General features: G+C 73.7%; 20 protein-coding genes and 1 pseudogene. 13 read left to right on the top strand and 8 right to left on the bottom strand.

What is annotated here, in order from left to right; translation table 11 throughout:
* Positions 1–82, top strand: a pseudogene (locus AOK15_RS46530) (DUF3180 domain-containing protein); the annotation flags it as partial.
* A 61-nt stretch (positions 83–143) separates the two neighbouring features.
* Here the strand turns inward: AOK15_RS46530 and AOK15_RS05000 are convergent.
* Positions 144–1,973: a phosphatidylglycerol lysyltransferase domain-containing protein gene (locus tag AOK15_RS05000; protein WP_055513162.1), complete on the bottom strand. Its 1,830-nt coding sequence runs from the start codon at positions 1,971–1,973 to the stop codon at positions 144–146.
* Positions 1,974–2,165: 192 nt separating this feature from the next.
* Here AOK15_RS05000 and AOK15_RS04995 point away from each other — a divergent pair, with 192 nt between their 5' ends.
* Both AOK15_RS04995 and AOK15_RS45535 read left to right on the top strand, forming a co-directional pair.
* On the top strand, positions 2,166–3,290 hold the full coding sequence (locus tag AOK15_RS04995; RefSeq protein WP_055513160.1) for an alpha/beta hydrolase: 1,125 nt from the start codon (positions 2,166–2,168) through the stop codon (positions 3,288–3,290).
* A 293-nt stretch (positions 3,291–3,583) separates the two neighbouring features.
* Entirely contained in the window at positions 3,584–5,524 is a 1,941-nt protein-coding gene (locus AOK15_RS45535) for a hypothetical protein (RefSeq protein ID WP_205632076.1), read from the top strand.
* Between the two features lie 130 nt (positions 5,525–5,654).
* Here AOK15_RS45535 and AOK15_RS04985 read toward each other — a convergent pair whose 3' ends face one another.
* Both AOK15_RS04985 and AOK15_RS04980 read right to left on the bottom strand, forming a co-directional pair.
* On the bottom strand, positions 5,655–7,187 hold the full coding sequence (locus tag AOK15_RS04985; protein ID WP_240508307.1) for a PH domain-containing protein: 1,533 nt from the start codon (positions 7,185–7,187) through the stop codon (positions 5,655–5,657).
* A gap of 29 nt (positions 7,188–7,216) precedes the next feature.
* A complete protein-coding gene (locus tag AOK15_RS04980) occupies positions 7,217–7,723 on the bottom strand; it encodes a PH domain-containing protein (RefSeq protein ID WP_055513156.1) in 507 nt (168 codons plus the stop codon).
* Positions 7,724–7,754: 31 nt separating this feature from the next.
* Between AOK15_RS04980 and AOK15_RS04975 the strand changes: the two genes are divergently transcribed.
* A complete protein-coding gene (locus tag AOK15_RS04975) occupies positions 7,755–8,915 on the top strand; it encodes an NADH-quinone oxidoreductase subunit D (protein ID WP_055513154.1) in 1,161 nt (386 codons plus the stop codon).
* 81 nt (positions 8,916–8,996) lie between these two features.
* Here the strand turns inward: AOK15_RS04975 and AOK15_RS04970 are convergent, their stop codons facing one another.
* Complete coding sequence (locus tag AOK15_RS04970; RefSeq protein ID WP_240508305.1) at positions 8,997–10,130, bottom strand: SAM-dependent methyltransferase; 1,134 nt, start codon at positions 10,128–10,130, stop codon at positions 8,997–8,999.
* A 136-nt stretch (positions 10,131–10,266) separates the two neighbouring features.
* Here AOK15_RS04970 and AOK15_RS04965 point away from each other — a divergent pair, with 136 nt between their 5' ends.
* Together AOK15_RS04965 and AOK15_RS04960 are read left to right on the top strand one after the other, a co-directional pair.
* A complete protein-coding gene (locus AOK15_RS04965) occupies positions 10,267–11,469 on the top strand; it encodes a sensor histidine kinase (RefSeq protein WP_055513152.1) in 1,203 nt (400 codons plus the stop codon).
* A gap of 75 nt (positions 11,470–11,544) precedes the next feature.
* Positions 11,545–12,213 (top strand): response regulator, encoded by a 669-nt coding sequence (locus AOK15_RS04960; protein ID WP_055513150.1) that lies wholly within the window; start codon positions 11,545–11,547, stop codon positions 12,211–12,213.
* A gap of 129 nt (positions 12,214–12,342) precedes the next feature.
* Here AOK15_RS04960 and AOK15_RS04955 read toward each other — a convergent pair whose 3' ends face one another.
* Complete coding sequence (locus AOK15_RS04955; RefSeq protein ID WP_157870157.1) at positions 12,343–14,907, bottom strand: hypothetical protein; 2,565 nt, start codon at positions 14,905–14,907, stop codon at positions 12,343–12,345.
* 20 nt (positions 14,908–14,927) lie between these two features.
* Between AOK15_RS04955 and AOK15_RS04950 the strand changes: the two genes are divergently transcribed.
* On the top strand, positions 14,928–15,482 hold the full coding sequence (locus tag AOK15_RS04950; RefSeq protein ID WP_055513146.1) for a hypothetical protein: 555 nt from the start codon (positions 14,928–14,930) through the stop codon (positions 15,480–15,482).
* Positions 15,483–15,575: 93 nt separating this feature from the next.
* Here the strand turns inward: AOK15_RS04950 and AOK15_RS04945 are convergent, their stop codons facing one another.
* The 3 genes from AOK15_RS04945 to AOK15_RS04935 form a co-directional block, all read right to left on the bottom strand.
* Positions 15,576–16,106, bottom strand: a complete 531-nt coding sequence (locus AOK15_RS04945; protein ID WP_055513144.1) for an NUDIX hydrolase — start codon at positions 16,104–16,106, stop codon at positions 15,576–15,578.
* A 117-nt stretch (positions 16,107–16,223) separates the two neighbouring features.
* A complete protein-coding gene (locus AOK15_RS04940; RefSeq protein WP_055513169.1) occupies positions 16,224–17,330 on the bottom strand; it encodes a DUF5937 family protein in 1,107 nt (368 codons plus the stop codon).
* 180 nt (positions 17,331–17,510) lie between these two features.
* A complete protein-coding gene (locus AOK15_RS04935; RefSeq protein WP_205632075.1) occupies positions 17,511–18,782 on the bottom strand; it encodes a threonine aldolase family protein in 1,272 nt (423 codons plus the stop codon).
* A 182-nt stretch (positions 18,783–18,964) separates the two neighbouring features.
* Between AOK15_RS04935 and AOK15_RS04930 the strand changes: the two genes are divergently transcribed.
* From AOK15_RS04930 to AOK15_RS04905, 6 genes are all read left to right on the top strand, one after another.
* Positions 18,965–19,903 carry a Rossmann-like and DUF2520 domain-containing protein gene (locus tag AOK15_RS04930; RefSeq protein ID WP_055513142.1) on the top strand — a complete coding sequence of 313 codons (939 nt, stop codon included), beginning with the start codon at positions 18,965–18,967 and terminating at the stop codon, positions 19,901–19,903.
* On the top strand, positions 19,900–20,892 hold the full coding sequence (gene panC / locus AOK15_RS04925) for a pantoate--beta-alanine ligase (protein ID WP_055513140.1): 993 nt from the start codon (positions 19,900–19,902) through the stop codon (positions 20,890–20,892). Before AOK15_RS04930 ends, panC begins: the two co-directional genes overlap by 4 nt.
* Before the next feature lie 11 nt (positions 20,893–20,903).
* The gene (locus AOK15_RS04920) at positions 20,904–22,697 is read left to right on the top strand and encodes an L-aspartate oxidase (protein WP_420876856.1); all 1,794 of its coding nucleotides are present in this window, start codon (positions 20,904–20,906) and stop codon (positions 22,695–22,697) included.
* A gap of 5 nt (positions 22,698–22,702) precedes the next feature.
* Positions 22,703–23,689 (top strand): carboxylating nicotinate-nucleotide diphosphorylase, encoded by a 987-nt coding sequence (gene nadC, locus AOK15_RS04915; protein WP_055513138.1) that lies wholly within the window; start codon positions 22,703–22,705, stop codon positions 23,687–23,689.
* Positions 23,690–23,704: 15 nt separating this feature from the next.
* The gene (locus tag AOK15_RS04910) at positions 23,705–24,502 is read left to right on the top strand and encodes a type III pantothenate kinase (protein ID WP_055513136.1); all 798 of its coding nucleotides are present in this window, start codon (positions 23,705–23,707) and stop codon (positions 24,500–24,502) included.
* A gap of 345 nt (positions 24,503–24,847) precedes the next feature.
* Positions 24,848–25,543: hypothetical protein (locus AOK15_RS04905; RefSeq protein WP_240508306.1), on the top strand; the 696-nt coding region annotated here is incomplete at its 3' end.

Here is a 25,543-nt window from a genome sequence, read left to right as displayed (position 1 = left end):
AGTGGCCGCCTTCTTCCTGGAGCGCGTGTGCAAGCTCCCGGAGGACGACGACACCAACGGGGGCGCGGCGCGGGCCGCCTGACCCCTCGATGCCGTGACGACCTGAGCGAGAGCCCCTGGCACGGGGTAGTGGGGGCTCTCGCTCAGGCTGTTCGGGGGTGGGTCAGGCCGTCTGGGCGGTTCTTTCGTTGAGGTCGTGGTCGAGGCCGGCGCAGGACGCGGGGGAGGGCGAGGCTGACGAAGCCCTCGGCCTGCATGGCGGCCAGGCCGATGCGGGGCAGGTCGCGCGAGGTGGCGTAGACGACGAAGCGGGGCTCCCAGCGTGGGCGGAACTTGGCGTTGAACTTGTACAGCGACTCGATCTGGAACCAGCGGGAGAGGAAGACGAGCAGGCCGCGCCAGGCGCGCAGGACGGGGCCGGCGCCGATCTTCTCGCCGCGGGCCAGGGCGGCGCGGAACATCGCGAAGTTCAGGGAGACACGCTGGACGCCCAGACGGGGGGCCGCTTCGAGGGCCGCGACGATGAGGAGTTCGTTCATGCCGGGGTCGGCGGAGCGGTCGCGGCGCATCAGGTCGAGGGAGGCGCCGTCGGGGCCCCAGGGCACGAAGTGGAGTACGGCCTTCAGGTCGCCGTAGGGGCCGGGAGTCTCGTCGCCCTTGTGTGCGGTGGCGATCAGGCAGTCGCCGTCGTCCGGGTCGCCGATGCGGCCGAGGGCCATGGAGAAGCCGCGCTCGGTGTCGGTGCCCCGCCAGTCCTCGGCGGCGCGGCGGATGCGGTCCAGCTCGGCCGCCCCCAGGTCACGGACGCGCCGTACGCGGGTTTCGTAACCCAGGCGCTCGATGCGCTTCACCATTTGACGCACGTTGCGCATCGCGCGTCCGGCGAGGGAGAAATCCGCGACGTCCACCACCGCCTCGTCGCCCAGTTCGAGGGCGTCGAGGCCGGTCTCGCGGGTCCACACCTCGGCGCCGGTCTCGGAGCAGCCCATGACGGCGGGGGTCCAGGAATGGGCCTTGGCCTCGTCCATGAAGCGTTCGATGGCGCCGGGCCAGGCCTCGACGTCGCCGATCGGGTCGCCGCTGGCGAGCATCACGCCGGAGACGACCCGGTAGGTCACCGCCGCCTTGCCGCTCGGTGAGAACACGACCGCCTTGTCGCGGCGGAGCGCGAAGTGGCCGAGGGAGTCACGGCCGCCGTGCCGGGTCAGCAGGGCGCGCAACCGGGACTCGTCGTCGGAGGTGAGACGGGCCGCCGGGTGCTCGGGGCGGAAGGCGAGGTAGATGGTGGTGATGGCGGTCAGCAGGCCGAGGGCGCCGAGCGAGTAGGCGACCGTCCAGGAGGTGTTGCCGGCGTAGACGATCGGTCCCTCGAAGCCGAAGAGGCCGTAGATGACGTGCTCGAGCCGGTCGGCGAGGCTCGGGTCGCCCACCATGTGCTGGGCGTGCGCGCTGACGACGAGCAGGCCGAGGAGGATCGAACCGGTGCCCATCAGCATGAAGTTGGCGAGTGCCCGCCAGCGGCTGGTGGGGTCGGGCAGGGCGCGGAACTCGTCGCGGTGGCGCAGCAGCGGGACGAGCAGCGCCAGGGAGATGAGGACGCCGACGATCGAGTGCCGGTAGGTGAACTGCGCGATGGCCCCGGCCGGCAGGAGCACGACGGCCGCGCGCCAGGCCCGGCGCTTGCGCCGCCGCAGTCCGTGGGCGAGGAGCAGCAGGAGGACCCCCGCGCTCAGCGACATCGCCGCGGCGAACGGGCCGAGGGCGCCCGGCAGCACCTCCGCCAGCGCGTGCATACGGCTGTGCCGGAACCGGGGGAACACGCCGGCGGCGATGTCCACGAGTCCGACGAGCGTGCAGGCCCTGGTGACCAGCGCGGGCACCGCCTCGGGGCGCGGCCCGCGCAGCAGGTCGCGTGCGCGCCGAGCGGCGCTCAGCGGGTTCCGGCCCGAACGGACCGGAACCCCACCCGACATTTCCCCATCTGTCCTGACAGACATCGCATCCCGTAGTTCCGCGAGAGATCTTGGACCCGGTGCCTTTCCGGCATCCGGCGACATTGCGCCCTCTAGGACGTCGGCTCGGCCACGTCGGTTCACTCTCCATCGGAAAGCTGAACCAAAGGGCAGGGAAAGACAGGGAAAGAAAGAACGGCGGGGGACAACCCGATGGGTCTTACGAGCAACAAGGTGCTGGTGCTGGCGGTGACGTCCGCCGTGCTGCTGTTCGTCGGCACGGTGTGGCTGTGGCCGAGGCTGGCACGGCGGGGCTGGCGGCCCGTGTGCGGACGGATCGGGGTGCTGCTGGCCACGCAGGTCGCCGTCTTCGCGGCGGTCGGCCTGACCGCGAACCAGGCCTTCGGGTTCTACGCCAGCTGGGCCGACCTCTTCGGCCGGGACACCGCGCAGGGTGTGGTCGTCGACCACGACGACGCCGAGACCGGGGGCCCGTTGCGGGTCCTCGACACCCGGCCGGTGAACGTGACGGGCGGCGGGCGGCCCGAGGTCGGCGGGCAGATCCAGAAGGTCGAGATCGTCGGCCGTACCTCACGGATCGCCAGCCCTGCGTACGTCTATCTGCCGCCGGAGTACTTCCAGCCCCGGTACCGCACCCGCAGTTTCCCGGCGGCCGTCGTCCTCACCGGCTACCCGGGCACCGCCGAGGCGCTCATCAAGGGCCTGCGCTTCCCGCAGACCGCCCACACACTGGCCCGCGAGGGCAAGGCGCAGCCGATGATCCTGGTCATGATGCGCCCGACCGTGGCGCCGCCGCGCGACACCGAGTGCGTGGACGTCCCGGGCGGCCCGCAGGCCGAGACGTTCTTCGCGCGGGACCTGCCGGACGCGGTCGGCCACCACTACAGGGTCGGCAGGAAGCCAGGCAGTTGGGGCGTCATCGGCGACTCGACCGGCGGGTACTGCGCGCTGAAACTCGCCGTCCATCACCCGGGGACGTACGCCGCCGGCGCGGGACTCTCGCCGTACTACAAGGCGCCGATCGACCCGACCACCGGTGATCTCTTCCGGGGGAACAAGACGCTGCGGAACGAGGCCGATCTGTTCTGGTACCTCAAGCACCGGCCGGCGCCCGACACCTCCCTTCTCGTCACCAGCAGCAAACAGGGAGAGGTCAACTACAAGGCCACGCTGGACTTCATCGCGTTGGCCGAGGAGAAGCAGCCGACGCGGATCTCGTCGGTCATCCTCGACAGCGGTGGGCACAACTTCAACACCTGGCGGCGGGAGATTCCGGCGACCCTGCAGTGGATCAGCGGACGGCTCAGTGACCGGTGAGGGACCGGTGAGGGGCGGGGTCCGGGCCGGTCGGCAATTCTGTGGGATCGCTGGGATGGGTGGGATCCCTGGGATCGGTGGAATCCGTGGAATTGCGCGGGTGGCGAATGAGCGTGATGTGGCCAAGGCGTATCTGGAATGACGGGAGTTGATCGAGTAGAGGAGCCGCCGGTGAGCGCAATGGTGCCCCGGTGGTGAGGGAGCTTGTGAGGGCTTGTGAGAGGTGAGAGGGGCGGCTGAGTTTTTACGGCCCGGGGCACCATGATTCGCCTACGCGCGGTAAGTTTCTGGCCATGCCACGTGGACGTCACCGCCATTCACCGCCTCTGCACAGGCTGCTGCCCCCCACGGCGATCGCAGGCGTCTCGCTCGTCTGCGCCCTCGGGCCCTGGGTGTTCTCCGGGCCGGCGGTGCTCCGGGTCCTCGCGGCGCTCGCCGCGGCCACCGCGGCCGTGGGCGCCGCGGTCATGCGCCGCTGGGACGTCGAGGCGGGCAAGCGCGTCGCCGACCTCACGCGCGCGCGGGCGAGCGACGAATGGCGCCACGAGGAGCGGGTCGCGGAACTGGAGACGGACCTCGAGGAGTCCCGCGAGCTGCGCACCAAGCTGGAGCACAAGCTGCGCGCCAAGCGGGCCGAGTTGGCGAACCTCCGCAACGAACACGCCGCGCTGTTGCGCCGGTACGCCACCGCCGAGACCGAGCGGGCCAGCGCCCTGGAGGGCCGCCGCCTGCTGGAGATCGAGACGACCGCCCCGGAGGGCGCGCGGGAACTGACGGCCGGTGGCGAGGACGCGGAGAGCACGGGGGACGCGTCCGCCGCGGCGGGTGCGGGGGCCTCGTCCGGTACGGCCGGTGAGGGGGCCGCGTCCGGGATCGTGGGTGCGGCTCGGGGCCGTGCCGCCGCGCAGGCTTCGCCGGTGTCGCCGCAGGGGATTCCCGCGGCGGGCGCTCCCTGGGGGGCGCGCGGGGCCGGAGCGGATGCCGAGGGCGACGGCGATGACGTCGACGACTTCGACGACGTCGAGGACGTGGCGGGCGCGGCGGGCGTCGAGAGCGCTGAGGACGTGGCGGGCGACGGCGGGAAGCCTGCGGCCGGGGTGTTCTCCCCGGCCGGCTCCGCGCTGTGGCTGCGGGCGAACTCGGCGCTGGAGCGGATCATCACCCAGCGGGGTGTGGCGAAGGGCGCGGGGCGGGTCCCGGGCGCGGATGTCGCCGGGGCCGAGGCGGACGCCGGGGTCGTGGCGGACACCGGGGTCGTGGCTGTGGCGGCGGAGGCCGAGGACCAGGACGGGACCGAGGGCCAGGACCGGGCCGAGGACGGCGTGTCGGCTGGGGCGGAGAGCGGTTCCGATGTGGCCGACGCCGACGCCGACGCCGACGCCGACGAAGTCGCGGCTGAGACTGAGGCCGGCGGCGAAGGTGACGGCGTGGCGGAGGCCGAGGCGGACGGTGCCGAGGCACAGGGCCGGCGGGAGGCCGAGGACGCGGACCAGGCCGCGGCTCGCGCTGAGGCTGTCGTCGAGTCCGTCGAGTCCGTCGAGGCCGGGCAGCCGGGGGAGCCAGGGGAATCCGGCGGCTCGGGCGATGAGCGTGCGTCCGGTGGCGTGTCCGTGGGCGAGCCCGTTCGGGCGCTGTCCGTGAAGGACGGTTCCGGCAAGGGCGGTTCGCCGGAGGACGATCCGGACGGGCCGAACGGCGGTGGTACCCGGCAGGGACGTTCCGCTGAGGGTGACGCGGCGGAGCGGGTTCCGGTCGTGACCGCCGAGGAGGACGATCCGGCGGGGAAGCCCGGGGCGGTCGACGAGCATGAGCACGCGGCCGCCCAGCCCGTACCGGCGGCGGCTCCCGTTCCGGCCGCACCGGTTCCCGCCCAGTCGGAGTCGTCGCCGGAGCCCGTGCTGCCCGCGCTGCCCGCGGTGCGGCCGGCCGGTCACTTCACGGTGCCGACCGCCGTCGCCGTCGTCCCGGCGGCGCCGCAGCGGCGGACGGCCGTCGAGGGCGGGTTCGACTTCTTCGGTACGCAGAAGGAGGCGGACGTGATCGAGGCCGTGCAGAACGAGGACCTCGCCGACGTGGTCGGGCAGGAGGCGCTCGCGCTGCACAAGGCCGAGTCCGAGGCGCAGTTCAAGCGCATGGACGAGGCGGCCCGCGGGATCGGCCAGGTCATCGACCTCACGGCCCACGACGAGACGGAGCAGATCGACCTCCAGGGGTTGCGGACGGCGGCGTCCTGACGCCACCGGGTCCAACACTGCCTGGTCACACCGGTCGACATCGGTCAATACCGGCCGAAATCCCGAGGCCGCCCACGCCACGCGTCGGGCGGCCTCGGTGTTCCCGGCGTTGGTGGTCCGTCCCGGAGTCCTACGCCATCCACCTGTCCGGCAGCGCCTCCCGGCGTCCCGTTCGGGAGCGTTCGGCCTGGGCGTGCAGGAGCGCGGCCGCCTCGGTGGCGTCGCGGAGGCGGGCGGTCACCGTCTTGTTCGCGCCGGTGTCGACATGGACGTCGGCGACGTGCTTGAACCGCTCCCAGGGCCCCTGCGCCAGTCGTACGCTCTGGACCTTGGCGTGCGGCACCAGGGCCAGCTGTCTGCGGAGCAGCCCTTGCCGGGCGGCGAACACCGTGTCGGTGACGGCGAGCCCGTACCCCTTCCACCACAGCGGCACGCACCACCGCGCCCGTGCCGGCGGCCGTGCGAGCGCCGCCGTGTCCGGCACGTGCGCCCCCGGCAGCACCCGGGCGATCACCGACTCGGCGACCTCGCGCGGGGCGACCGGGATGAGCACGGAGTTGGAGGACCCGGCCACGTCCAGCTCGACCCGTACCCATCCGCGCCGCCGCCACAGCAGCGGTTCCACGATGCGTACGGTCTGCACACGGCCGGGCGGCACCGTCTCATGGGTGCGGTCGAGGAGCCCGTGGTCGATGCGGAGGCCGTCCGGGGACTCGCCCACCGTCCAGTCGTACTCGCCGACGAACCGGCCCACACTGCTCGCCCCGGCCGCGCCGAGCAGCGGCAGCGCGGTCGCGAGGACCGTCCACAGGCTCTCCGTGGCGATCCACAGCACCGAGGGCACGACAACCGCCGCCAGCAGGGTCCCCCAGGTGGCGCCGGTGAGCACCAGGGAGACGGCCAGGACGCCCGGCGGGACCTTCAGCAGCTGCCGTTCCGGCGCCTCGCCCACGTCCTGCGCGGTGTCGGGGGCGAACCCGGCGGCGCGGGCGAGGAGTTCGGCGCGCAGTGCGCGGGCGGTGCCCTCGCCGAGGTACGCCAGCTCGTCCTTCTTGTCGGTCCCGACGACATCGAGTCTGAGCTTCGCGACGCCCGCGATCCGGGCCAGCAGGGGGCGGGTGAGGTCGACGGCCTGGATGCGTTCGAGACGGATGTGCGCGGTCCGGCGGAACAGCAGGCCGGTACGGATGCGCAGTTCGCTCTCGGTCACCGCGAAGTGGGTGAACCACCAGGTCAGGAAGCCGTACAGGGCGGCTGCCGGCACCAGCACGGCCAGCCCGATCAGGAGGGTGGACGGGTCCAGCCGGGTGAGCTGCCGCTGTGCCCCGTCGGGATCGTGCACCGCCCAGCCGATGACCACCGCCACCGGCGCCCAGGCCCGCCGCAACGGCGTCACGGGATGCAGCCGCTGCTCCACGACGGCCACCGGCCCGCCGGAGATCTCCCCGTCCAGGTCGACCCGCTGCTCGGCAGCGGCGGCCGGCAGGTCCTCGGCAGCCGATCGCGGGTCCGCCGCGCCCCGATCCTCCGCAGCCGCCTGATGTTCCGCCGCTGTCCGCTGTTCCGCCGCCGTCCCCTGCTCGGCCGCCGTCCCCTGTTCCGCCGCCGTCCCCTGCTCGGCCGCCGTCCGCGGTTCCGGTGTCGTGTTCCTCGTGGTGCTCATGGCGTCGTCGGCGCCCGGGATCGGCACGGTCACAGCCCCGCCGATCGGGCCTCGCCCAGCTGGGTCAGCCGGTCACGGAGGCGTTCCGCCTCCTCCGGGTCGAGGCCGGGGATGCGGGCGTCGGTGGCGGCCGCGGCCGTGTGGAGCTGCACGCTCGCCAGCCCGAAGTGCCGTTCCACCGGCCCGGACGTCACCTCGACCAACTGCATGCGCCCGTACGGCACGACGGTCTCCTCACGCCACAGCACCCCCCGGCTGATCAGCAGGTCGTCGGCTCGTTCGGCGTACCGCCAGGAGCGCCAGTTGCGCCCCAGCATCGGCCAGCCCCACAGCAGCAGGCCCAGCGGCAGCAGCGCGAACGCCGCCCAGCCGGGCCCCGCCAGCCAGCCCAGCAGCACGCCCGTACCGATGGCGATCGGGCCCAGCCACACCACCAGCAGCAGTCGTCTCATCCGAAGCAGCCCGCGCGGCAGTCCCGTCCACACCGGCTCACCCTGCGCCCGCTCGGCGCCGTCCTCCACGGTCCCCGTCTCCATTCCGCCAGCGTACGTACGACAGACTGTGTCCATGACTCCTCCGACGGAGACCAGACAGACGACGGTCGGTATCGGCGGCGCCGCCGAGAGCACGGACATGGTGCTGAACATCGGACCGCAGCACCCGTCCACGCACGGTGTGCTGCGCCTGCGGCTCGTCCTCGACGGCGAGCGCATCACGCACGCGGAGCCGGTGATCGGCTATATGCACCGTGGCGCGGAGAAGCTGTTCGAGGCGCGCGACTACCGCCAGATCATCATGCTCGCCAACCGCCACGACTGGCTCTCCGCCTTCTCGAACGAGCTGGGCGTCGTCCTCGGCGTCGAACGCATGCTCGGCATGGAGGTTCCGGAGCGGGCGGTCTGGATGCGTACGCTCCTCGCCGAGCTGAACCGGGTCCTGAACCATCTGATGTTCCTCGGCTCGTACCCGCTGGAGCTCGGCGGCATCACCGCGGTGTTCTACGCGTTCCGGGAACGCGAGGAGCTCCAGAACGTCATGGAGGAGATCTCCGGCGGACGCATGCACTACATGTTCAACCGCGTCGGCGGCCTCAAGGAGGACCTCCCGGCCGGCTGGACCGCACGCGCGCGTGCCGCCGTCGCCGACGTCCGCTCCCGCATGGGCGTCTTCGACGACCTCGTCCTCGGCAACGAGATCTTCCGGGGCCGCACGCGGGACGTGGGCGTGCTGTCCAAGGAGGCCGTGCACGCGTACGGGGTGAGCGGGCCCATCGCCCGCGCGTCCGGTGTCGACTTCGACCTGCGGCGCGACGAGCCGTACCTGGCGTACGGGGAGCTCCAGGACGTCCTCAAGGTCGTCACCCGCGACGAGGGCGACTGCCTCGCCCGCTTCGAGTGCCTGCTGGAGCAGACCCATGTCTCCCTCGCCCTCGCCGACGCCTGCCTGGACCGGCTCGCAGAGCTGCCGCCCGGGCCGATCAACCAGCGCCTGCCCAAGGTCCTCAAGGCGCCCGAGGGCCACACCTACGCCTGGACCGAGAACCCCCTCGGCATCAACGGCTACTACCTCGTCAGCAAGGGCGAGAAGACGCCGTACCGGCTGAAGCTGCGCTCGGCGTCCTACAACAACATCCAGGCCCTCACCGAGCTGCTGCCGGGGACCCTGGTGGCCGACATGGTGGCGATCCTCGGCTCGATGTTCTTCGTGGTGGGGGACATCGACAAGTAGGTCGGCGAGTGCATCGGCGAGTGGGTCGACGAGTACGTCGGCGAGCGCATCGGCGAGTACATCGACACGAGGGCGTAGCGGTTACTCCCTGCCGTGCTCCGTGTCGTTCTCGCCCTCGCCCTCGCCCTCGCCCTCGCACCCGCCCTCCCCGAGCGGGTGGGGGATCTGGTGGGGGATTCCCACCGGCTGGACCAGCCAGCAGAAATCGCCGAGGCCGCCCGGTGCGGTGAGTTCGGCGGCCTCGCCGGCGCCCGCGAGGGCGCGCACGTAGGCGGTGGGGTCCGTCGTCGCCAGGGACAGCGGCGGGCGCCCGGCGGTGACGCCGAGGGCCCGCAGCGCGTCCCGCTGGGTCAGCAGCCGCGCGCCCGGCAGCGCGCAGGCGTCCAGGGCGACGTGGGCGGTGATGTCGCGGGAGCCGTCCGGTACGGGCGCCGTCTCCCGGCCCTCCCGGAAACCGGTGAGCGTCCCGAAGGGCGGCCGGGCGTCCGCGAGGTGCGCGTAGTCGACGGCGACCGCCAGCCCTCGTTCGACGCCCGCGACAGCCGTGGCCCAGGCACGGTCCCGGGGCAGCCCGATCTCGGCCCGCAGTCCCTCCTCCCCGGCCAGGGGCCACCATCGCTCCAGCCAGGCCGCCTCCTCGCCGCCGACCGGCCCCCCGAGCCGTTCCCGGCCGTCCGCGCGGACGAGGACCAGCCGGGGCGTGCCCGCCGCGTCCACCTCCACGACGTCCACCGGCACGTTGTCCAGCCACTCGTTGGCGAACAGCAGCCCGGTGATCCGCTCCGGCGGCTCCGCGCACCACTCGATGCGGTGATCGAGGCCGTCCGGCCGGTCGGCGATCTCGACGGCGTACGCGCGCGTGCGGGCCGCCACCTCCGAGGGGAGCGCCGCCAGAACCCCGGCGCTCAGCTCGCCGCGCCCCGCGCCCATGTCCACGAACCCCAGTTCGAGGGGGTGCCCCAGCGTCTTGTCGGCCCGGCACAGCAGCCGCGCCACGGCGCCCGCGTAGAGCGCGGACGCGTGCACGGAGGTCCGGAAGTGCCCGGCGGGCCCCTCCGGACGCCGGTAGAAGCCGTGGGCCCCGTAGAGGGCCTCCTCGGTGGCGGCACGCCATGGCAGCCAGGGGCCCGGCCCGCCGGGGGCGGGCGGCCGTGACCCGTGCGGATCCGGCGCGGCGGAGCGGCCGGCCTCCGCCGACCCGCGGTCGTCAACCACGCCACCCTCCCGAAGTCCTGGTGATCCCTCGCCGCCTGAGGTTATGCCGCCTCCACCTTGGGGAGTACTTGGCCCTGTCATGGATCGATCCTCCGGTTGACCCCGCTGTGCCGCGCGCTTCCCTACGCTGGGTTACGTGCAGCGCCTCTATGACTTCCTCCGCAGGCACCCGACTTGGGTCGACGCCTTCTGGGCCTTCGTCCTGCTCGGGATGTCCGTGCTGGGCGGCCCGATCCACTCCGACTACACGGTGGGGGTGACCGACACCGCCTTCGTGCCGATCACCCTGGCCCTGTGCCTGTCGGTCGCCCTGCGCCGGCGTATGCCGGAGAGGATGCTGGTGCTGGCCGCCCTCGCGGGCCTCGCACAGTTGATCTTCGACGTGCCCATGATCCCGGCCGACTTCGCGATGCTGGTGGTCATCTACACGGTCGCGGCGGACGGCGCCCGCTGGGCCTCCCGGTTCGCCCTGGCCGGTGGGCTGTGCGCGGCGCCGCTGGCGCAGATGCGGTGGAACGACGCGCAGACGGGGATGCTGGGCAACGCCGTGCTCGCGATCATCCTGACGGTGCCGTTCGCCCTCGCCTGGGTGCTCGGCGACTCGCTGCGCACCCGCCGGGCGTACTTCGCTCAGCTGGAGGAGCGCGCCGCCCGCCTGGAGAAGGAGCGCGAGGCGCAGGCCAAGGTCGCGGTCGCCGCCGAGCGCGCCCGGATCGCCCGGGAGCTGCACGACGTCGTCGCGCACAACGTGTCGGTGATGGTCGTCCAGGCCGACGGCGCCGCCTACGTCCTTGACGCCGCCCCCGACCAGGCGAAGAAGGCCCTGGAGACCATCTCCTCCACCGGCCGCCAGGCCCTCGCCGAGATGCGCCGCCTGCTGGGCGTCCTGCGCACCGGCGAGCACCAGGAGGTCGGCGAGTACGTGCCGCAGCCGGACGTCGAGCAGATCGACGACCTTGTGGAGCAGTGCCGTACCGCGGGTCTGCCCGTCGACTTCAAGATCGAGGGCACCCCGCGCCCGCTGCCCAGCGGTGTGGAACTGACGGCGTACCGCATCGTCCAGGAGGCGCTGACCAACACCCGCAAGCACGGCGGCCCGAACGCGGGTGCGAGCGTCCGGCTGGTGTACTTCGACGACGGGCTCGGTCTGCTCGTCGAGGACGACGGCAAGGGCGCCCCGCACGAGCTGTACGAGGAGGGCGGCGTCGACGGTCAGGGGCACGGGCTGATCGGGATGCGTGAGCGCGTCGGTATGGTCGGCGGCACGCTCGACGCGGGTCCCCGGCCCGGTGGCGGCTTCCGTATCAGCGCCCTCCTGCCGCTCAAGCCCGCACACTGACATGGCCGTGCCACCGGCTGACACCTGTCACGGACGGCACCGGACGACACCCCACGGACACGGAAGAGGACCCCGATGGCGATCCGCGTAATGCTCGTCGACGACCAGGTGCTGCTGCGCACCGGGTTCCGGATGGTGCTGGCGGCCCAGCCGGACATGGAGGTCGTGGCCGAGGCGGGCGACGGCGTCGAGGCCCTCCAGGTGGTGCGGTCGACGGACGTGGACGTGGTCCTCATGGACGTCCGGATGCCGAAGCTGGACGGCGTCGAGGCGACCCGCCGGATCTGCGCCGAGCCGAACCCGCCGAAGGTGCTCATCCTGACCACCTTCGACCTCGACGAGTACGCGTTCTCCGGGCTGAAGGCGGGCGCCTCCGGCTTCATGCTCAAGGACGTGCCGCCCGGTGAGCTGCTGGCCGCGATCCGGTCCGTGCACAGCGGCGACGCCGTCGTGGCGCCCTCCACCACCCGGCGGCTGCTCGACCGGTTCGCGCCGATGCTGCCGGGTGCCGCCGATCCCGAGCACAAGGAGCTGGAACGGCTCACCGACCGCGAGCGCGAGGTGATGATCCTCGTCGCGCAGGGCCTGTCCAATGGTGAGATCGCCGCCCGTCTCGTCCTGTCCGAGGCCACGGTCAAGACCCACGTCGGCCGCATCCTCACCAAGCTGGGCCTGCGCGACCGCGTCCAGGTCGTCGTCCTCGCCTACGAGACGGGGCTGGTGCGGGCCGGCGGCCACGGCTGACCGAACACCGACGGCCTTTGCGCACCCGCCTGCGCCAGGCCCCCCTCGGCGTACGGCACATGCCGTTCGACCGAGGGGGGCTGCTGCCGCCCCCTGCGGACGGCCCACCGGGGCGGCCCCCGGCGTTCGTCAGGCGCCCGGCCCCCGTCCACGACCGGGCTCCGGCCCCGGACGGTTGCGCAGGTGCGGCGGTGGCACGGCAGGGCCGGGGGCCGCGGGTCGGTTCTGGCCCGGTGCCGTCCGGGGGGTCGAGCGGGAGCGGGCCGCCGCGCCGACGGCACGCTGGGCATCGCCCGGGCCGGCCGCCCCAGTCGCCCCGGCCGTCACAGTCGCCCCGGCCGTCCCGTTCGTCCCTCCGGTCGAGGGCGGCCCCTGCCGCTGTTCGCGCTCGGCGGCGGTGTGCCGGGCCAGGTGGCTGCCCTGGAGGGCGGTCGCCATGAAACCGGCGGCGACATTGCCGCTCTCCGGCGGAGTGGTCTTGTCGTTGAGGACCGCGAGCCGTGCCGTGTCCTCGCGGCCGAAGACATGGGTGGGAAGCATGCGCGAGGCGGCCCCCGTCACATCGCACGCGTGGCGCTGCCCGTGCGCCTCGAACTCGAGGCGGTAGCCGAGGTACTGGCGGTCCTTGTCGAAGCGCAGCTCCCCGCGGACCTCCCCACCCGCCGACCGTGCCCACGACTCGACGGAGTCCACGGAGTGCGGCAGACGGGAGACCCGCCCCAGGCACGCCACATAGGCGTCGCCCTCCACCCCGAGCGACCTGCCCGAACTGTCCAGCGCCGCGAGACGGACCCGGCCGTCCGGGGCGGTCACCGTGCCGACCGCCCCGAGATACCGGCCGGAGAACGTCACGAGGCGGCCGTCGCCGCCGTACTCGGCGTCGTGCTTGGCGCGCAGCGCCGTGTACTGGGCGTCGTTGTGCAGCACGAACGGCGCGTCCTTGCCCACCATGAAGACCCGGCTGTCGGGGCGGGCCTGCAGGATGATCTCGGCGTTGGCGATGGCGGCGCCGCCGACTCCGGCGATGACCCAGTCCCTGGCGACGGAGGGGTCGTAGTCACCGTCGCCCACCTCGTCGCCCATCAGGACGCGTCCGGGCGCCGCGGCACGGGCCTCCTCCCACGCGGCCGTCGCCCGCAGGGTCTCCATCGCCCCGGCCACCCGGGGGTCTCCGGCCGCCGCGAGGCCTCCGGTGACTCCCGCGTCGGCGAGCACCGCGAGGGAGGCGGCGGCCCGGTCCTGGCCCTCGGGCAGGGAGAGCAGCCGGTCGCGGGCCGCGGTCGCCTCCGGGGCGCCGAGAGCGGCGAGGCCGTCGGCCAGGTGCTCGGTCGCCTCGGGCACGGTCGGCACCTGCCGGTCGGCCCCCGGCACGATCTCCGGTGGGATACCGGTCGCGATGAGCGGGGAACCCTTGACCTCCACCGTCACCGGGTCGGATCCGTCCGCCGGGCTGATCTCGGCGAGGAGCCGGCCCTCGGCGCCGACACGGAGCTCCGCCCGCCCGTCGACGAGCGGACCGCGGACGGCGGCGGTGTCCTCCCAGAGCTGCAGCGCGGGCAGCGGCACGCGCTGCCGCGGGTCGGCGAACTGGTACGGGTCGCCCATGCCGCTCTGCCGCAGATGCCGTACCTGGTCGGCGGATTGGACGATCGCCTCGATGGGGTCGACGTGCCAGCGTCCCCTCGCGTCCACGAGCAGCATGTCCGGGGAGCGCGCCGCGAGGGCCGCGCCCCCTCCGATCATGAGCTCGTACTGCGGGTGCCTGCCCTCGGGCAGGGCCGCCTGCCGGGCGCGCAGCTCCTCCAGCGTGCGGCCGCTGAGCGACGTACGCCGCTCGGCTGCCTCCGCCGCTGCCCGGTCCAGTTCCGCCCGCGGCACGGGCGAGCCGTCGGGCCGCAGACCCGGCATGGTGAATCCCGGCGGAACCACCGGGGCAGCCCCCTCGGCGGCCCGCGCCGCCCGCGCCTCGACGACCGCGCGGGCGTCGGCGGAGCCCAGCCGCTCCACCGGCTGCGCGAGTTCCGCCATGGCCTCGCGCGCCCCCGCCCGCAGCAGGGGCCGTACGACGTCCTGGCGGATGTCGGCCGCGTACAGCTCGATCGCGTGACTCGCGTCCGTGGCCGGCGACCTGGGCCGCAGCCCCGACTCGTCGACCAGCTCCGAGAACCGGTGACGGGCGTCGAGGCGCTCCGCCGCGCCCAGGTCCGCGTCGTTCATGCGGGCCGCCAGGTAGTTGAACTCCTCGGCCCGGCCCCGGTCCGCGTCGGACAGCTCCGGATGCGCCGGCAGCGTCGCGCCGGGGGCCAGCAGACTGTCCAGGGGCACCCGTGCGCCGACGGTGGCCCGGTCCCGCACCGCCAGCAGCTCCCCGACCTCACGGGAGAGCACCTGCCCGGCCAGCTCCGGGCGCAGGGTGTCGGCGAGCTGCACGACGTACCGGTCGGTCGTGGTGTTGGTGAAGGTGCGCGCCAGCAGCGGTTGCGGCAGGGCCGCCGTGTCCAGGCGTAGTTCGATTCTGTCGCCGGCCGTGGTGCCGAGCTCGAAGAAGCGCCGGCCGTCCTGCTCGACCGCGGACACACCGGTCGACAGGCCGGGGCGTATGTCCCGCAGCACCGCGGGCAACGCGGCCTCGGCCTCAGCGAGCAGCCGCCGCTCCGCACCCGTTTCCACTGCATCCCCCCTGATCAGCGCCATGACTCACGTAGGATGATGGCATGTTGATCGCCCGTTCGGCTCAAGAAGCGCACCTGTACATGGACCTGCGTGCCTGTGCGTGCGGGGCGGCAGGGTTCGACCGGCAGCACCGGCTGGAGGAGCGGGACGGGGCACTCGTCAGCGTCTACGAGGGGGTCTGCGCCGCGTGCGGGACGACCCGCGTGTTCGAGTTCACGCTGTCCGACGACCGGCCGCAGGAGCCGCCCGCGTTCGGCGGCGCCGAGCCCTCGCGCATCCTCGACCCCGGCGAGTTCCTGTGGGTCGCCGACCAGGTGTCGACCGAGTCCGGGCTGCGGCTGCTGAGCGCGCCGCTCGCCGACCACCGGGCGATCGGAGCGGCCACCGCGTATGCGATCGCCGCGCTGGAGGAGGTCGCCAAGTTCCTTCCGGAGCACGCCGACCGCGTCCCCGAGGACAGGTTCACCTCGCGGCTCGGACAGGAGATGTACGCGAAGGACCCCACCCGGTTCACCCGCCAGGACATCACCGCCGCGCTGGAGCTGAAGCGCCGGATCGCCGCGGGCACACGGCAGTTCGGCAGCCAGCAGGGCTGAGACCGGCCCGCAGGGCGAGGTCGGCCGGGATCCGGCCCCGCAGGGCCGGGGTCAACCGCGGTCCGGCCCCGGCAGGTTCCCGGCCGGGGTCGTTCAGGTCGTCGCCTCCTCCAGCAGGAGCGCCATGACGCCCACGAGTGTGGCGCTGCTGACGATCTCGCGTCGGCCGATCATGCCGGGGACGTCGGCCAGCGGAATCCAGGCCAGCTCGTCCGACTCGTTGCGCTCCGTGGGCTCACCGATGTGCCGGGCGTCGTCGGTACGGAACACGAAGTGCCGTGAGTCCGTGATCCCGGCCGCCGGCTGCGCGTGGATCAGCTCCCGCACCGTGCCCGGACGCCATCCCGTCTCCTCCTCCAACTCGCGGGCGGCCGCTGCCTCCGGGCTCTCGCCGTCCTCGACAAGCCCCATGGGCAGCTCCCAGGCCCAGGTGTCGGTGACGAAGCGGTGCCGCCACATCATCAGCACGCGCCGGTCGTCCACGGCCGCCGTCACGGCGACATCGCGCAGTCTCACGACGTGGTAGTCGCCGCGGGTGCCGTCCGGCTGGGTCACGTCCAGCGATCTCAGCCGCACCCAGGGGGTGTCGTGCAGCGTGTGCTCGCCGTGAACGGTCCATCGCATGGTGCGCCTGCTCTCCTCGGTCGCGGTTGCCGGAGGCGGGGCCCGGCGCGGGTCGCCCACCTGTTCGGCCAGGGGGTGTTGTGAAAGTCCCGCACAGCACCCCCTGGATCATCCCGTCTACCGCAGGACCCCTTCCAGGAAGTCGCTGCCGAGACGGGCCACCACCGCCACGTCCAGCTGGTGCAGGACGTACCGGCCGCGGCGACGGGTCGTCAGGAGGTCCGCCTTCTTCAGGACGGCGAGATGCCGGGATATCTCCGGTGCCGTCATGCCCAGCATCTGCGCCAGCTCGCCCGTGGTGTACGCGCTGCGGGCGAGGTTGCGGCACAGGCGCATCCGGACGGGGTGCGACAGGGCGGTCATGCGCAGGGCGAGCTGCTCGACCGACGGTGGCGCGGCGGGCTCGGCGGCACCGACCGGGTACTGGAGGACCGGCTGCCAGCCGAACCGGTGCAGGACGGTGAGGTGGGGCCGGCCCAGACTGGTCGGCACCAGGAGGAGCCCCCCGTCCTCCGTGGCCGTCCGGCTCTCGACCAGCTTGTCCACGGTGATCCGGGCCGCCGCCTCGTCGTGGGCGATCGACGGGGACACGGCTCCCAGCGCCTCGGCCAGGCCCTTGTGCCGCAGCAGCTCCGTCTTGTGGCGGGCATCCCCGGCGAGGGTGTGGCGCAGCCGGGACCACGTCTCGGCGAAGAACGCCTCGTCGCAGTCCTCCAGGAACTGCCGCAGCCAGGCCCGCACGGCCGGCGGGTCCGCCAGCAGCCGCTGCGCGAACCGCACCTGCCGCGGCCCCCGCGCGGCGGCCAGCTCCAGGGCGATCCGGCGGGTCTCCGGGTCGGACAGCACGTCCCGCTTCCGCGAGTCGTAACCGGGTGTGCAGACGAACTCGACTCCCGCGTCCACGAACTGGTCGTCCGTCAGCTTGTCGAGCAGGTCCAGCTCCTCGGCGAGCGTCCCGCCGGGGAGCGTGTCCCGGCCGGGGACGCCGGCGAACGGCATGAACAGGTCCGAGAACGTCGTACGCCAGAGGAAGTCCGCCTCGCACATCCGGTCGGCGAGATGCGGATGGAGCCGGGCGGTCACCCCCGTCACCCAGCCCTGTGACCCCGGATGGTGCCCCGGCTCGGCCAGCACGTGCAGCGCCATGCCGAGCTCGGCCAGGGGAGAGGGGACGAAGGCCACCCGCTCCGGCCGCAGCCCGGTGATGTCGATGCGCACGCTCATGACCACATGGTGCACCCGACCACTGACAACGCCCCCGGCGCGGGCCGCCCGAGCGAGCAGGGCCCTGACCGGCTACGCCCGAGCACCGTCCGCACCCGCTCATGGCCCGAGCACCGTCCGCACCCGCTCATGAGCTGAGCACCGTCCCCACCCGCTGAGGCCTGAGCACTGGCCTCACCCTCAGGCCCCGAGCACCGTCCCCACCCGCTCGACGAAGTCCGCCGCCGCCCGCCGTACGTCCTGCTCCGTCCACTCCAGGCCCGCGGCCCCCACCGCCACCTCGGTGACGGCCAGTCCCGGCCCGCCCCTGTCCCAGGCGCGGGCGAACAGCAGCGTCTTCGTCTCCTCGCCCTGCCGGACCGCCGCCTCCGCGACGACGTCGACGTCGTACGGGAGCCACACCTGGAACTCCTGGGTGTGCGGAACCTCCGGGTGCACCCGCGCCCACGGCACCCCCGCCTCGGCGAAGCCCTCGCGCAGCGCGGCGGCCACCACGCGCGCGTGACGGACGTAATCCGGCAGCCGGGGCAGCTCCCGCGCCAGCCCCACGAGGGCCGACAGGGCGGTCGGGAACTGCTGGAAGACGTTGCCGCCGTACCGGTGCCGCCAGGTCCTCAGATCGTCGACCAGCGTCCTGGGACCGGCGATCGCGGCACCGCCGTAGGCGTCGAGGGACTTGTAGTACGAGACGTAGACGCTGTCGGCGAGGGCCGCGATCTCGTCCACGGGGCGGCCGAAGTGCGTGGCGGACTCCCACAGACGGGCCCCGTCGAAGTGGACCACCGCGTCGCGTTCGCGTGCCGCCTCGGTGAGCGCCGTCAGCTCCTCCCAGGAGGGCAGCACGAAGCCGGCGTCCCTGAGGGGCAGTTCGAGCATGAGCGTCCCGAAAGGCTCGGCCAGACCGCTGACCTCGTCGGCGGTCGGCTGCCGGGCCTCGCTCGTCAGCCGGACCGGGCGCAGCCCGCTGAGCTGGCTGAGCGCGTTCCGTTCGTGCACCTCGGGGTGGGACAGCGCGTGCAGGGCGACGGCCGGGTTCCCGGTCCGGCCCGCCCAGCAGCGCAGGGCCACCTGCTGGGCCATCGTGCCGGTCGGGAAGAAGGCTGCGGCCTCCATGCCGAGCAGTGCGGCCGTCCGCTCCTCCAGGGCCTCGACGACCCCGTTGCCGTAGATGTCCGCCGACTCGTCCAGGTCGTACACGTCCCCGGCCGCCTCCAGCACGGCCAGTCGCTCCCGGACCGTCCCCAGGGCACCCGACCGCGACAGCACGCGGTCCGCCGCGCGGTGCGCGATCCGGCGGCGCCGGTACCGCGACGCTGCCACGGACTCGCCGCCTGCCGCGCCGGACTCCTCGCCTGCCGCGCCCGCCTCGTCCTCTTCGCCCGCCACGGGCCCCTCCATGGAGTCCGCCCCGCCGTGCGCGTGTGCCGTCTCGTTCTCCGCCGCGTCCGTCATCCCTGGATCATCCCGCGCTCCGCCCGTCGGGCACACGGATTTTCACACCGCCATGACCTGCGGGCATACCGTGCGGAAACCCACAGCCTGTGGACAACCGATCGACCCTCGAACCAATCGCGTTAACATGACGAGAAATCGTCCGGTACCCGGAGCGGACTGGAACGGGAAGGCCACCGCGAGTGAGTACATTCCAGCAACCAGAGCCGAAGGACCGCCCCGCGCGGCTCACCGTCGGCGTCGTGGGCGCCGGCCGGGTCGGCCCGGCGCTGGCCGCGTCGCTGAAGCTCGCGGGACACCGCCCGGTGGCCGTGTCGGGCGTCTCCGACGCCTCCCGGCGACGCGCCGCCGAGCTGCTGCCCGACGTGCCGCTGATGCCCCCGGCCGACGTCCTGCGCCACGCCGACCTGGTCCTGCTGACCGTCCCCGACGACGCCCTGCCGGGCCTCGTGGAGGGCCTCGCCGACACCGGTTCCGTCCGGCCCGGGCAACTGCTGGTGCACACCTCCGGACGGTACGGCGCGAAGGTGCTGGACCCGGCGCTGCGGGCCGGTGCGCTGCCCCTCGCGCTGCACCCCGCGATGACGTTCACCGGGACCGCCGTGGACGTGCAGCGGCTCGCCGGGTGCTCCTTCGGGGTCACGGCGCCCGAGGAGCTGCGGCTGGCCGCCGAGGCGCTGGTGATCGAGATGGGCGGGGAGCCCGAGTGGATCGTCGAGGCGAACCGCCCGCTCTACCACGCTGCCCTCGCCCTCGGCGCCAACCACCTGGTCACCCTGGTCGCCCAGTCCATGGAACTGCTGCGCACGGCCGGCGTCACGGCCCCCGACCGCATGCTCGGCCCGCTCCTCGGCGCCGCCCTGGACAACGCCCTGCGGTCCGGGGACGCGGCCCTCACCGGCCCCGTCGCGCGCGGCGACGCGGGCACGGTCGCCGCGCACATCGCCGAGCTGCGCGCGCACGCCCCCGCCACCGTGGCCGGGTATCTGGCGATGGCCCGCGCCACCGCCGACCGGGCCCTCGCCCACGGCCTGCTCAAGCCGGAGCTCGCCGAGGACCTCCTCGGGGTACTCGCGAACGGAGCGGGCGGGACCACCGGGACCGAAGGGAACGCCGGATGACCACCACCGTGCTGCGCACCGCCGACGAACTGCACGCACGCACGCGTGCGGGCCGCCGCGCCGTCGTGATGACCATGGGCGCCCTGCACGAGGGCCACGCCACGCTGGTCCGCACCGCCCGCGAGATCGCCGGCGCCGAGGGCGAGGTCGTCGTCACCGTCTTCGTGAACCCCCTCCAGTTCGGCGCGGGCGAGGACCTCGACCGGTATCCGCGCACCCTGGACGCCGACGTCAAGCTCGCCGAACAGTCCGGTGCCGACGTCGTGTTCGCCCCTGCCGTCGACGAGGTCTACCCGGGCGGCGAACCCCAGGTCCGCGTCACCGCCGGCCCCATGGGGGAACGCTGGGAGGGCGCCTCCCGCCCCGGCCATTTCGACGGCATGCTCACCGTCGTCGCCAAGCTGCTCCACCTGACCCGCCCCGACGTGGCGCTCTACGGCCAGAAGGACGCCCAGCAGCTCGCCCTGATCCGCCGCATGGTCCAGGACCTCAACTTCGGCGTGGACGTCGTCGCCGTCCCCACCGTCCGCGAACCCGACGGGCTGGCCCTCTCCAGCCGCAACCGCTACCTGTCCGCCCAGGAACGCCGCACCGCCCTCGCCCTCTCCCAGGCCCTGTTCGCGGGCCGGGACCGGCACGCCGCGCAGGAGGCGCTCCGCGCGCGTGCCCGGGAAGTGCCCGCCACGCGTGCGCGTGCCGAGGCCCTCAGCGCGCTCGGCGAGTCCCGCGCGGCCGCCGACGCCCATGCCATGGCCAAGGCCGCGCCCGGCGGCCCCGCCGCCGTACGCGCCGCCGCCCGGCTGGTCCTCGACGAGGCCCTGCGCATGAAGCCACCGCTGGAACTGGACTACCTGGCCCTGGTGGACCCGTCCGACTTCACCGACATCCCCGACGACTTCACCGGCGAAGCCGTCCTCGCCGTCGCGGCCCGGGTGGGGACGACCCGGTTGATCGACAACATCCCGCTGACCTTCGGAGCCGCCTCGTGAGCAGCACAGGCATACGCCCGCCCGTCGCCCACCACCGCCCTCGACCGGGAGCGCTTCGCGCTCGCCCCCACCTGCCTGCCCCCGCACCGGGCTGGTCCATCTCCGCCGACGTCGTCGTCGTCGGCTCCGGCGTCGCCGGCCTCACCGCCGCGTTGCGTTGCGAGGCCGCCGGCCTGGCCACGGTCGTCGTCACCAAGGCCCGCCTCGACGACGGCTCCACCCGCTGGGCCCAGGGCGGCATCGCCGCCGCCCTCGGCGAGGGCGACACCCCCGAACAGCACCTGGACGACACCCTCGTCGCGGGCGCCGGCCTGTGCGACGAGGACGCCGTACGCCTCCTCGTCACCGAGGGCCCCGACGCCGTGCGCCGCCTCATCGCGACCGGCGCCCACTTCGACGAGTCCGAGGAAGGCGGCCTGGAGCTGACCCGCGAGGGCGGCCACCACCGCCGCCGCATCGCCCACGCGGGCGGCGACGCCACCGGCGCGGAGATCTCCCGGGCCCTCGTCGAGGCGGTACGCGCGCGTGGCCTGCGCACGGTCGAGAACGCGCTCGTCCTGGACCTCCTGACGGACGCCGAGGGCCGCACCGCCGGTGTCACCCTGCACGTCATGGGGGAGGGCCAGCACGACGGCGTGGGAGCCGTCCACGCCCCCGCCGTGGTCCTCGCCACCGGCGGCATGGGCCAGGTCTTCTCCGCCACCACCAACCCGTCGGTGTCCACCGGCGACGGCGTGGCCCTCGCCCTGCGCGCGGGCGCCGAGGTCTCCGACCTCGAATTCGTGCAGTTCCACCCCACCGTGCTGTTCCTCGGCGCGGACGCGGAGGGCCAGCAGCCGCTGGTGTCCGAGGCCGTGCGCGGCGAGGGCGCCCACCTGGTCGACGCCGGCGGCACCCGTTTCATGCTCGGACAGCACGAGCTGGCCGAACTCGCGCCCCGCGACATCGTCGCCAAGGGCATCATGCGCCGGATGCAGGAGCAGGGCGCCGAGCACATGTACCTGGACGCCCGCCACTTCGGCGCCGACATGTGGGAGCACCGCTTCCCCACGATCCTCGCCGCCTGCCGCGCCAATGGCCTCGACCCCGTCACCGAGCCCATCCCGGTCGCCCCGGCCGCCCACTACGCCTCCGGCGGCGTCCGCACCGACTCCCACGGCCGGACGACCGTTCCCGGCCTGTACGCCTGCGGCGAGGTCGCCTGCACCGGCGTCCACGGCGCCAACCGGCTCGCCTCGAACTCCCTCCTGGAGGGCCTGGTCTACGCCGAGCGCATCGTCGCCGACATCGCCGCGGCCCACGCCGAGAACGGCCTCCACGCGCGCGTGCCCCAGCCCGTCCCGTACGCGGAGCAGCCCGCGCACCCGCTGCTCGCCCCGGAGACACGGTTCGCGATCCAGCGGATCATGACCGAGGGCGCCGGCGTCCTGCGCTCCGAGGCCTCCCTGGCGACCGCCGCCGAGGCCCTGGACCGGCTGCACGCGGAGGCCCGTGACGCGCTCGCCGAGAACGGCAAGACGGCCGAGCCCGGCGTCGACACCTGGGAGACCACCAACCTGCTGTGCGTGGCCCGCGTCCTGGTCGCCGCCGCCCGGCTGCGCGAGGAGACCCGCGGCTGCCACTGGCGCGAGGACCACGCCGACCGCGACGACACCGACTGGCGCCGCCACATCGTCGTACGGCTCCACCCGGACCGCACGCTCGCTCTACACACCACGGATACCGCAGACTTCCCCCCGACCCTCCCCCAAGCTCTCGGCGGCGCTCGAGCAGGGGGCGCCCCCATGCATCACCAGGAGCAGTGACAGACGTGAGCACCCCCGAACTTCCCCTCGCCTCCGCAGGCGGCTGCGGCGACGGCTGCGCGTGCGGCGCCGACGACGGCCTCACGGGCGAGGAGTACCTGGAGTGCGGGCTCGACCCCGCGCTCGCCCAGCTTCTGGCCGACGCCGGACTCGACCCCGTCGAGGTCGAGGACATCGCCAACGTCGCCATCCAGGAGGACCTCGACCACGGCGTCGACGTCACCACCGTCGCCACGATCCCCGAGGACGCGCGTGCCACCGCCGACTTCACCGCCCGCGAGGGCGGCGTCGTGGCGGGCCTCAGGGTCGCCGAGGCGGTCCTGTCGGTGGCCTGCTCCGACGAGTTCGAGGTCGAGCGCCACGTCGACGACGGTGACCGCGTGGAGGCCGGGCAGAAGCTCCTCAGCGTCACCGGCGCCACCCGCGACCTCCTCACCGCCGAACGCAGCGCCCTGAACCTCCTGTGCCGCCTCTCCGGCATCGCGACCGCCACGCGCGCGTGGGCGGACGCCCTGGAGGGCACCAAGGCCAAGGTCCGCGACACCCGGAAGACGACGCCGGGGCTGCGCTCCCTGGAGAAGTTCGCCGTCCGCTGCGGCGGCGGCGTCAACCACCGCATGTCGCTGTCCGACGCGGCCCTCGTCAAGGACAACCACGTGGTCGCCGCCGGCGGGGTCGCGCAGGCCTTCAAGGCCGTCCGCGAGATGTTCCCCGAGGTGCCCATCGAGGTCGAGGTCGACACCCTCCACCAGCTCCGCGAGGTCGTCGACGCGGGCGCCGACCTGATCCTCCTGGACAACTTCACGCCCCTGGAGTGCGAGGAGGCCGTCGCCCTCGTCGCCGGCCGCGCGCTGCTGGAGGCCTCCGGCCGCCTCACCCTCACGGGCGCCAGGGCGTACGCGGACACCGGCGTCGACTTCCTGGCCGTCGGGGCCCTGACCCACTCGTCCCCGATCCTGGACATCGGCCTCGACCTGCGCGCGGCCGAGTAGGGACGGGGACCGGTCATGCTGCTGACGATCGACGTGGGCAACACCCACACCGTCCTCGGACTGTTCGACGGCGAGGACATCGTCGAACACTGGCGCATCTCCACGGACTCGCGCCGCACCGCCGACGAACTCGCCGTCCTCCTCCAGGGACTCATGGGCATGCACCCGCTCCTCGGCGAGGAACTCGGCGACGGCATCGACGGCATCGCGATCTGCGCGACGGTCCCCTCGGTGCTGCACGAACTGCGCGAGGTGACCCGGCGCTACTACGGGGACGTCCCGGCCGTCCTCGTCGAGCCCGGCGTGAAGACCGGCGTGCCGATCCTCACCGACAACCCCAAGGAGGTCGGCGCCGACCGCATCATCAACGCGGTCGCCGCGGTCGAGCTGTACGGCGGTCCCGCGATCGTCGTCGACTTCGGTACGGCGACGACGTTCGACGCGGTCAGCGCGCGCGGCGAGTACGTCGGCGGCGTCATCGCCCCCGGCATCGAGATCTCCGTCGACGCGCTCGGCGTCAAGGGCGCGCAGCTCCGCAAGATCGAGGTCGCCCGGCCACGCAGCGTGATCGGCAAGAACACGGTCGAGGCGATGCAGGCGGGCATCGTCTACGGGTTCGCCGGGCAGGTCGACGGCGTGGTGAGCCGCATGGTCCGCGAGCTGGCGGACGACCCCGAAGAGGTGACGGTGATCGCCACGGGTGGGTTGGCGCCGATGGTGCTGGGCGAGTCCTCGGTGATCGACGAGCACGAGCCGTGGTTGACGCTGATCGGGCTGCGGCTGGTGTACGAGCGGAACGTGTCGCGTCTTTGAGGGCGCCGTGTAGCTCGGGGCCGGGGGCGTTGGCGGCCGCGGCTCCGTCGTGGTTTCTCGCGCAGTTCCCCGCGCCCCTGCAAGAGCGGGGGCCTGCGGCCCCGTGCTCTTCCGATGAAGGCCGGGCCGCAAACCCATGCCCTCAGAGGCGTGGGGAACTGCGCGACCGGCCCCACCCATCCGCAGCCGCCACACCGACCCGTACCCCCGGACCCGGAAGGCGACCCCCGTTCAAGATCCCCCCACGCGGGTGGTCCCCCGCGCCACGCGCCCCACGCGGGCCTCTTTTGTCTGATTAGCGCGTATCGTCGCCGCATGCCCACGCCCCACGGAACCCGCGGCGGCATGGCGTTCGGCGCTGAGGAGCTGCGTGTGCTCCGTCGTGCCCTCGCCCTCGCCCTGAACCCCAGTCCCGCCTCGGCGGAGGACGTCCAGGACTGCCTTCGGCTCGCCGAGTCCGTCGACGAGGCGACCCGCGAGGACGCCCGCCGGAGGGCCTTCCTGCTGGCCGACCTCGCCCGCTACCGCGCCGCGCTCCCCGGCACGCTCACGGGCTACGCGGCCCTGCTGGAGGAGGCCCTGGACACCGGGTACCGCCCCCAGCCGGACGACCTCGCGGCGCTGCGCGCCCTGCGCGGCACCCCCGCGGCGGCGGCGCTGCTGGACCGCTGCCGCTCGCTCGTGGAGCGGGACGTGCGCGCCCGCTTCGCGGGGTGCACGGCGCGGACGGTGGTCGTCCCGGCCTCCCGCTCCGGCGCCGCAGCCCACGCGCGCGGCGGGCTCACCGCCCTGCCCGGCGGCCTGTCCGCGCGGGCGGCACACGCGCGTGCGGCCGGGGAGGAGCCCGCCGGGCAGCCTCCGAAGCCGGCCAGGCCCGCCCGTCCCGCGCAGCCCGCCGACAAGCCGGGCCCCGTGCCCCGGCCGGGGCGCGTCGGGCCGGGGCACGGGGCCCGGCTTGTCGGCGGGCTTCGCGGGACGGGCGGGCCTGGCCGGCTTCGGAGGCTGCCCGGCGGCCTGTCCGCGCGGGCGGCAGACGCGCGT

Source organism: Streptomyces ossamyceticus (genome assembly GCF_001418475.1).
Taxonomy (GTDB): domain Bacteria; phylum Actinomycetota; class Actinomycetes; order Streptomycetales; family Streptomycetaceae; genus Streptomyces; species Streptomyces ossamyceticus.
Note: the sequence above shows the minus strand (reverse complement) of the source record. Positions and strands in the feature narration are given on the sequence as shown.